At 39.1% G+C, this 9896-nt stretch carries 6 protein-coding genes and 1 pseudogene; 4 read left to right on the forward strand and 3 right to left on the reverse strand.

The genetic code is table 11. The features are described from left to right. Window positions 1-146 precede the first annotated feature (146 nt). Entirely contained in the window at window positions 147-1526 is a 1380-nt protein-coding gene (gene ffh, locus H5161_RS09200) for a signal recognition particle protein (RefSeq protein ID WP_002962194.1), read from the reverse strand. A gap of 252 nt (window positions 1527-1778) precedes the next feature. Here ffh and H5161_RS09205 point away from each other — a divergent pair, with 252 nt between their 5' ends. Continuing rightward, on the forward strand, window positions 1779-2585 hold the full coding sequence (locus H5161_RS09205) for an inner membrane protein YpjD (protein WP_002962197.1): 807 nt from the start codon (window positions 1779-1781) through the stop codon (window positions 2583-2585). Between the two features lie 61 nt (window positions 2586-2646). After that, on the forward strand, window positions 2647-3915 hold the full coding sequence (locus tag H5161_RS09210; protein WP_002962198.1) for an HlyC/CorC family transporter: 1269 nt from the start codon (window positions 2647-2649) through the stop codon (window positions 3913-3915). 48 nt (window positions 3916-3963) lie between these two features. Here H5161_RS09210 and H5161_RS09215 read toward each other — a convergent pair whose 3' ends face one another. Beyond that, window positions 3964-4575: a transglycosylase SLT domain-containing protein gene (locus H5161_RS09215; RefSeq protein WP_002962200.1), complete on the reverse strand. Its 612-nt coding sequence runs from the start codon at window positions 4573-4575 to the stop codon at window positions 3964-3966. 148 nt (window positions 4576-4723) lie between these two features. After that, window positions 4724-6301, reverse strand: coding sequence for a glutamate--cysteine ligase (gene gshA / locus H5161_RS09220; RefSeq protein ID WP_182197979.1), 1578 nt, complete (start codon window positions 6299-6301; stop codon window positions 4724-4726). Window positions 6302-6889: 588 nt separating this feature from the next. Between gshA and H5161_RS09225 the strand changes: the two are divergent. Both H5161_RS09225 and H5161_RS09230 read left to right on the forward strand, forming a co-directional pair. Then, window positions 6890-8436, forward strand: a pseudogene (locus H5161_RS09225) (methyl-accepting chemotaxis protein). A 129-nt stretch (window positions 8437-8565) separates the two neighbouring features. Further along, window positions 8566-9896: IS4 family transposase (locus tag H5161_RS09230; RefSeq protein ID WP_182754404.1), on the forward strand; the 1331-nt coding region annotated here is incomplete at its 3' end.

The following is a 9896-nucleotide window of genomic DNA, read 5'->3' on the forward strand; positions in this document are numbered from 1 at the left end:
GACAGTTTAGTAGGTTAAACCGTGATCTCAACGACAAATTAGGGTTAAAGGTGTATTACATGCATAATTTATTCAACAAAAAAGGAGCTATTTGCTCCTTTAAATATGATTCGCTATTATTTTAAAAAATAACTCAAAAGTATTTTTTAAAACTTAGGACCACCGCCACCCATCATCCCAGGTGGTAACATGCCTTTCATACCGCGCATCATTTTGGTCATGCCGCCTTTACCTTTCATCTTTTTCATCATTTTTTGCATTTGCGTAAACTGCTTAAGCAACTTATTAATCTCTTGTACTTGTGTACCAGAGCCAGCAGCTATGCGCTTTTTACGTGAACCTTTAATGATTTCTGGACGTGCGCGCTCTTTTTTAGTCATTGAGCTAATAATAGCTTCCATTTGGATAAATGTTTTATCACCCATTTGGCCTTTAACAGCATCTGGTAAGTTAGACATACCAGGGAGCTTATCAAGCATCGACATCATGCCACCCATGTTTTTCATTTGCTTTAATTGATCAGCAAAGTCGTCAAGGGTAAAACCGGCACCTTTAAATACTTTTTCAGCAACTTTGGCAGCTTGCTCTTTATCTACTTTCATTTCGACTTCTTCGATTAATGAAAGTACATCACCCATACCTAAAATACGCGACGCTATACGGTCTGGATGAAAAGGCTCAAGTGCGTCAGTACGCTCACCCACACCCATAAATTTAATTGGTTTGCCTGTAATATGACGAATAGATAAGGCAGCACCACCACGTGCATCACCATCGGTTTTTGTTAATATTACACCGGTTAGTGGCAGGGCTTCGTCAAATGCTTTAGCTGTATTTGCCGCATCTTGACCCGTCATTGCATCAACAACGAATAAAGTTTCAATTGGGTTGATTGCTTTGTGAAGATCTTTAATCTCGTCCATCATGTTGCTGTCAACATGTAAACGACCTGCGGTATCAACAAGTACTACATCTATAAATTTCTTTTTAGCATGAGAAATTGCAGCGTTTGCAATATCCACTGGCTTTTGCGAAATATCACTTGGAAAGAAATCAACGTCAACTTCTGTAGCAAGCGTTTCTAGCTGCTTAATCGCAGCAGGGCGATAAACATCGGCACTTACTACAAGCACTGATTTCTTTTTGCGTTCTTTTAAAAACTTAGCAAGCTTAGCTACACTGGTGGTTTTACCCGCACCTTGCAGACCCGCTACCATAACAACGGCTGGCGGTTGTGCATTTAGGCTTAGCTCTTCATTGGCCTCACCCATTGCTTTTTCTAATTCTTCACGCACTATTTTTATAAATACTTGGCCTGGGCTTAAGCTTTTTGTAACTTCAACCCCAACTGCACGTTCTTTAACTTGTTTTACAAACTCGCGAACAACAGGCAGTGCCACATCGGCTTCTAAAAATGCCATACGCACTTCGCGAAGTGTGTCTTTTATGTTGTCTTCAGTCAGACGGCCACGGCCACTGATATTTTTTAAGGTTTTACCTAATCGTTCTTGGAGGTTCTCAAACATGTAACGGTTCCGATAAGACGTTTATATCAATCCATTAAAATTTTACGGTTAGTTTGATTTTCAATTAACCAGGATTGACTTATTAAGTTTCAATTAAAAGTAGTATACCGTATATGGCGTCTTACAATACAGTGTTCAAGTGCACCTTGTTGAGTTTCTTTTTTTAAGGTCTATGCATTTGCTTTGCTATAAAATACAATGGCTATATAACAACAAGGATTATTTTGTCTCAAATTAAGTGGCCCAAGCACAATGCTGATTATTAGTTTAACTATTATTGCCAGTTTATTTTATGTGTTAGCAACGTCTCACGTGCTCTCACGCCTGTTTCATCAACAAGGCCCTAGCCAAAAGGTAACCGTCATATTGAGCACGGTTGCTATAGTGGCGCATATGCTGCTGTTAGTTAACTCTGTTTTTAGATCCGACGGTCAAGACTTAAGTATTGTAAACGTCTCCCTTTTAACATGCTGGGTTATTGTAGTTTCAGTAACAGCTGTGTCGCTAAAGTTCCCTGCCACTTTATTATTGCCCGTTGTTTATGGTTTTGGTGCTTTACTTACAATTGCCAGTTTATTTATTCCTCATCATATTTTACTGCAAAGCATTAATATTGAGGTTGGCTTAGTAACACACATTTCCTTATCCCTATTGGCCTACTGTATTTTAATTATTGCTACTTTATATGGTGTACAGTTCTACTTTATTGATAAACGTTTAAAACGTAAAGATTTAGCAATTGTGCATAGTCACCTACCGCCTTTGATGGTTGTTGAGCGCCAGCTTTACCAACTCCTTAATTTAGGCACCATATTACTCACGTTCGCATTACTCTCGGGGTTTGTATTTCTTGATGGGATGTTTGCTAAAGAGTTCATTCATAAAACGATATTGTCGTTAGTTGCGTGGGCTATTTTTGCCATTGTAGCCATCGGGCATATGAAAAAGGGTTGGCGCGGTAAACCTGTGGTTATTACGATCATGGTCGCTGCATTTGTCCTCACACTCGCATATTTTGGCAGCCGTTTCATACAAGAAGTGATACTAAATAAGTTTTAACTTGACTCTGCTTGCTCACTCTAGCTTAATACGCATTGATTTATAAGAAAAGGATCCATCGTTGGACGACATATCGACAAGTACCCTATTTATCATTTTAGGTTTTTTGGTGCTTTTTTCTGCTTATTTTTCTGGCTCAGAAACCGGAATTATGTCAATCAATCGTATACGCCTGCGACACCTCGCTAAAGAGGATCATCGTGCAGCTAAACGAGTCAGTAAATTACTTAGCCGTCCAGATAGGCTCATCGGTTTAATCTTAATTGGCAATAATCTTGTCAATATAGCTGCAGCTCAAGTTGCTACCATTATAGGTATTCGCCTTTACGGTGACCTTGGTATTGCTATCGCTACGGGTGTGTTAACTTTAGTCGTGCTTATATTTGCCGAAGTAACACCTAAAACTCTTGCTGCCCTCTATCCAGAAAAAGTTGCTTTTCCAAGCTCAATAATACTTAAAGGGTTACTAAAAATTCTTTTTCCTTTTGTTGTTATCGTTAACTGGATGACCAACGGGATATTGCGATTATTTGGTATTAGTGCCGCTCAAATCGACGAGCACAGCATGAGCAAAGAAGAATTAAAAACAGTGCTCAATGAGTCAGGCGCACTTATCCCTGCTCGCCATCAAAGTATGCTGACCTCAATTTTAGATTTAGAGCAAGTAACCGTTGAAGATATCATGATCCCACGCAACGAAATTGTGGCTATTGATATTAATGATGATTGGAAACTAATTAGTCGCCAGCTTACCCATGCACAACATACTCGCGTGTTATTGTATCGCGACAATATAGATGACGCAGTAGGCTTTATTCACTCTCGAGATGCACTTCGTCTACTTACAAAAGAGCAATTTGATAAACCATCTTTGCTGCGTGCTGTACGCGAAATTTACTTTATCCCAGAGGGAACATCACTTAACACTCAGCTGTTAAAGTTTCAGCAGTCTAAAGAGCGTATTGGCTTAGTAGTAGACGAGTATGGCGATATTCAAGGTTTAGTAACGCTTGAAGATATTTTAGAAGAAGTTGTTGGCGATTTTACAACTACACAAACTCGTACGCCAAGCGAAGAAGTAGAAACACAAACTGATGGCTCTTGTATTGTAGATGGCGGCGCTAACGTACGCGATTTAAATAAAGAGATGGGTTGGGATTTCCCACTAGACGGCCCAAAAACTTTGAGTGGTTTAATTGTTGAATACTTAGAAGATATTCCTGATGCAAATATTAGTCTACGTATTGCGGGCTACCCTATTGAAGTACTTGAAGTAAAAGAGAATATGATAAAACAGGTGAAGATTCAGCCTAATAAGCGTTCTCGCTAACTATAAAAGGAGCCGATTGGCTCCTTTTTTATATCCATTAATAACTCTCTAGCCAAATATAAGACGTTCAAACCAACCTTTATCAAGCTCGTCTTCACAGCGCTTTAATTGCGCGCCATAACGGCTCGCTCTGTGTTTAACTTTATTTGCTACACCCATTAACCACTTTTTCTTTTTATATGTGCCACGCTTATAGCCACCCCAACCTTCATGATAATTAAGGTATTGTGCGTAAGCATCCCATTTAGAGATTTTATTTACTTTATGCGTTTTATAAACAAACCACGCCATAAAGTCGATTGCATCGTCAAAGTCGTCTCTATCAGCACCATTGTTGCCTGTTTCACGAATATAATCTGACCATGTTGGTGTTTTAGCCTGTGAGTAACCATAAGCATCACTTGCGCGACCGGTTGGAATTATCCATAAGAAGTACTCCATAGGCGGAGCAGCATCATGCTTAAATGAGCTTTCCTGGTACATCATACTCATGAGTACATGCTTAGGAGAACCCCATTTTTCTTGCGCATCTTTTGCGTCAAAATACCAATCAGGTTTTTCTTCAAAGATTTTACATAGATCGTTAGGTTGTTTTGGAGGGGCTGTAGCACAACCAGCTAAAGTAATGGCAAGAGATAAAATAATTGCATTTTTTTTCATTTTTCTAAGATCTCACAGAACTTTTCTAAAAAGTGTGGGTCTGACTCAATGAATGCAGCAGTACGGCATTAGTTCATCCCTGAATATATATTTACGCAGCCTACTTAGGCTGCGTTTTTTTTTGCTTGAATTTTACTAAGTATTAAGATTATTTACCGCCAAAATAAGCATCTAAAAAGGCGGTAAATGACTGGGTATCTGCTTGCTCAATTGCAGTTTGTGCTTCGTTAGACTCTACAACTTGTTGTTCCAGCCAAGGCTTTAAAAACTCACTGTAATCAGTGTCTGCGTGGCTTTGTTTGTATTTATTAGCCAGTGCTAGTGCAAAGTGACCGTTGTCTAAACCAGACTCTTTTAATTGCGACACGTAACGTCCAGAATAAGTAAGCTCTGGATTATGCACCCACGTTGCCATGCGCTTTATAGTATCGGAGTAATAATTAACACCATAAGCATTATCCATCCATTTAGCGACATCAGTGAGCTGTGCAAATATTTCATCGCCCCACGACTGAAGACTACGCTGTGTGTTATTAAAGTTAAGCATTAGCCCTTCTTCTCGACCTTGATTGACTACTGTGTCGAGGTTTTCAGTACTGCGTGCTTGTTCTTTCCAATCCATTGGAGCTGAATCTTTTAATAAACAATACGTTAAAAACACATCTAAAAAGTGAATTTGCTCAATATCAATACCAACTTCGCTAAACGGATTAACGTCTAATGCGCGAATTTCTACGTATTCAATGCCTGCTCGAAGCAGTGCATCTGTTGGCGTTTCGCCACTTTTAGCATTACGCTTAGGACGAATTGGCGAGTAAAATTCGTTTTCAATCTGCAGAATATTTTTATTTAACTGCTTAGGGTTTTCACTCTTGTAGTCATCAAGATCACCATAAATTTCTGATGGTGTGTTGATTGCTTTTTTAAGGCCTGCTACATATTCATCTAACGAGTTATACATTACGCGTAGTGACGACTGAGCGCTATTTGTATAACCTAAATTGCCTAAACGCAGTGCCGTACCAACTTCTAAGTAAAGTGTACCTTTACCTAGTTTTTTAAATGGTAAATCGGTTTTTCGACCTTGTAAAAATGAGTTACACAATGCTGGCGATGCACCAAACATGTAACTTATTAGCCATAGTTCGCGTTTAAAGTTACGAATAAGTGCTAAATAACCTTCTGAAATAAAATCTTGAAGGCTAGCATTGCTTTTTTGTAACGAATGAAGCGATTGCCAAAGCGTATCTGGGAATGAAATATTAAAGTGAACACCTGCAATTGCTTGCATCATACTTCCGTAACGATTTTTTAACCCTTCACGGTATAGTGTTTTCATTTGACCAGTATTTGAACTACCAAATTGAGCTAAAACAATATCATCTTGGTGTTCAATAAAGCATGGCATACTAATAGGCCAAAGCAGTTCATCGTCCATCTTTTCTAGAGTGAACTTTTGAAGATCTTTTAATTGCTTAAGAGTTTGCGTTGACGACTCACTAACTGGAGTAATAAATTCAAGTAAAGATTCAGAAAAATCAGTTGTGATATGGCCATTAGTTAATGCACTGCCCACCCCTTCTGGGTGGCCTTTAGGTGATATAGCACCATTCTCTTGTATTCTCAGCGACTCTCGCTCTATGCCACGTTTAATGCCTTTAACTGCATGTTGGTGCTCATTTACTGATAACGCTTCAAGTGCGTTAGCTAAATCATGTGTTGTCAAAAAATCTTTCCTCGGGCCACGTGGCTTAATCATAAGGTTATGGGGACTAATTACTTAGACTCAAGATTAATACCAATTTTTATTGAAAATATGATCATTGTATCGCATTAAATAGCGCACTGACTGCGTTAAAAATTATTCATATAGAACAACTATATTTCATAATTTTCGACGTGCTATTGTGCTATTTTCTTAGCGCTATAATAAATCACTTATTTAATGCAACTGGTATAAATTGCTAAGAACTATATAACTTTCAAATTTAATAATTATTTCCCCACTTTATACATGCGCTTAATATGACCAACATCATTATATTAAGTCGTAATATTGCCATTGCTATGTGCATTATACAAATGCTTTAAATACGTATTTAACTATAAATCAAATAAGTAAAATATCATCTTAAAGTAATAGACCGGAACTTATGCAAAATCAGTTCAATTTAGCTGTCCGGTATTTAAACTTGATCTAGATCAATAAATACAATTATTTGTCTTATGAGCATAGAAGGAAGGACGCTATTTTTTGCTTTGTAGAGTGTAAGCAATATAATGACTGCAACAATAAAGGATGATAATAAATACAATGCACAATGATAAAAGCTTAAAAAATGAAGAAGTATACTTTGATGAATCACAAGAGCTGGTTTCCACTACTGATCTTAAAGGTGTAATAACATACGTCAATCAAGCGTTTTGTGCTGTAGCAGGATATAGCGCACAAGAGCTTATCGGTCAGCATCATAATATTGTTCGCCACCCTGATATGCCAAAAGCAGCCTTTAAAGAAATGTGGGCAACATTAAAACAAGAACACTCGTGGCGCGGTATGGTTAAAAACCGCTGTAAAGATGGCCGCTATTACTGGGTAGATGCCTTTGTAACCCCATTTTTGAACATGGCCGACTTGTTGGTTATCAATCTGTAAGAACCAAAGCAAACTCTCAACTTAAGCAACGTGCACAAACACTTTACAACAAAATAAATACCAACAAGTCATTATTTAAACTACGAGAACACACCACAATAAAACAAAGCCTTACTTTTATAAGCCTATTATTTTGGCTGATTTTTATTGCTGTTGCGGCATCAATAACCATTGCTGCAATTAGCCTATTTATTTGTGCTTTAGTTATTGTGCTAAATTATGACGAACTCATTGTTACCCCTAAAATATTACGCGAACAAAAAGCAAAAGCCGATTCAATCTCTCGTTATATTTACAGCGGCCATACACCGCACAGTGTAAGTGATTATAGAGAGCAAATGCTAAGTGCAAAATTGCGCACCGTCCTTGGCCGTATGAAAGACTCAACATTAAGCTTTAATGGCATCGCAACTGATTTAGACAAACAATCAACACTCACCGAAAAAGGGATTTCTTCACAAGGTGAGCGTTTAGAACAAATTGCATCAGCGATGACTCAAATGAGTTCTACCATTGGTGAAATATCAGTAAATACCGCTCAAACAGCGGATAAAGTGAATAACACCCATCAAAGTTGCTCAGAGATAAAAGACCACATTGCTGATAATAGTAAAATGGTATCTGACTTAGCTTCTCAAGTAGAACAAGCAGCAAATACAGCCACCAGCTTAGCCTCTGAAGCAGATAAAATTGGTAAGGTAATGAGTGAAATAGAGGGAATTGCCGATCAAACTAACTTACTTGCTCTTAATGCAGCGATTGAAGCAGCTAGAGCGGGAGAACATGGTCGAGGCTTTGCAGTAGTCGCCGATGAGGTAAGGACCCTTTCGTCACGTACTCAAAATGCTACAACACAAATCCACAGTTCTATTAAAGAAATACAAGATACTTTATTTAGCTGGTCCAAAGTAATGCAAAGCACTAAAGCACAAGCCGATAACTGTGTTTTGACAACCGATAAAACTCAAGTTGAACTTGAGGGAATTTTTATCCAAATCAGTGAAATATCTCACTTGGCAATACAAATATCATCCGCTGCAGAAGAGCAACAAATGGTTAGTAACGAGATTAGTAATAATGTTTCGCAAATTAAAGACTTTGGAGATAACAACTTAAGTTTAAGCTTTAATGTGGCAAAAGGTGCAGCTGAGCTTGTTGAAGGCTCACGTAGAGTGAACGATTTATTACTAACTTTTAAAGTTTAACAAACATAAAAAAGCCGCTATTTTAGCTGTCTCTTATACACAAATCCCTGCTAAGAAATTAGCGGGGATTTTTTTGAACTAAATCTCAATGTCATGATCAGATCTTCAAATCTTGTTTGAGGGCACATTATGATTAACGAACATACTCATTGGGCAAAACAACAATTCGGTAAATCGGACTTAGGTGATCCAAGAAGAACAGCGCGTCTGGTAAAGTTAGCATCAACGCTTGCAAATGAACCAGGAAAACCACTTGTAAACATCACTCAATCCCCCGCCGATATGGAAGGTGCCTACCGCTTTATTCGCAACGAGAATATTGACGCAACGGCTATAGCAGAGTCAGGCTTTAAAGCCACGGTTGAACAAGCAAAAAGTCATAACTTGTTGCTCGCATTAGAAGACACGACCACACTAATTTATAAACATTCCTCCATTCGAGATGATTTGGGTCATGTCGGACGAGGAGCAAAACAACGAGGCTTGTTAGCTCATAGCGTATTACTGTTTGCGCCAGACACAAAGCAAGTTGTGGGATTAATTGAACAGTCTCGCTGGAGTCGTGATATCAACACGATTGGAAAAAGAGAAAAACACGCGACGACTTCTTACGAAGAAAAAGAAAGTTACAAGTGGGAGTCAGCGTCACGAGCGATGGCAGAGCGGCTGCAAGGACAAATGGCGAACGTGATATCGGTGTGTGACCGCGAAGCGGACATCTACGAATACTTGCAGTATAAACTGACCGAGCAGCAACGATTCGTCGTACGCTCGATGCAAAGTCGTCATATTGAAGAAGGTGAGGATAAGCTCTATGCGTTTGCAAGCGAGCTGATGAGTGCAGGCACCAAACACATCCACATTGCACAAAAAGGAGGAAGAAAAGCCCGAAGCGCAACACTGGATATCACCTATGCGCCAGTGACACTCAAAGCGCCTTACAATAAGAAAGGACGCTCCCTCCCAGTTTACTATGTCGGCAGTGCAGAGAGAGGAAACGCTGAGAACGGCTTAAGCTGGCACCTATTAACCAGTGAACCAGTCACCAGCAAAGAAGACGCCTTAGCTATCATCACCTACTATGAGCACCGTTGGCTTGTAGAGGAATACCATAAAGTCTGGAAAAGTGATGGCACGGATATCGAAAGTTTACGCCTTCAAAGCCAAGATAACATGGAAAGATTGGTGACGATTAATGGCTTTATTGCGACGCGAATATTGCAACTAAAGTTCACCAATGAGCAGCCTGATTCTCCAAGTTGTGAACAACTGTTATCTCCCAAAGCATGGAAGTTATTGTGGTTAAAGAGAATAAAAACACCATTGCCTGAAACTGCTCCAAATATGTCATGGGCGTATCAGGAACTGGCAAAGTTAGGAGGCTGGAAAGATACCAAGCGCACAGGGCGTGCATCTGTGAAAGTGTTATGGCAAGGATGGCTTAAGTTACAAGCCATCCT

Source organism: Pseudoalteromonas sp. SG43-5, from assembly GCF_014164345.1.
Taxonomy (GTDB): Bacteria; Pseudomonadota; Gammaproteobacteria; order Enterobacterales; family Alteromonadaceae; genus Pseudoalteromonas; species Pseudoalteromonas distincta.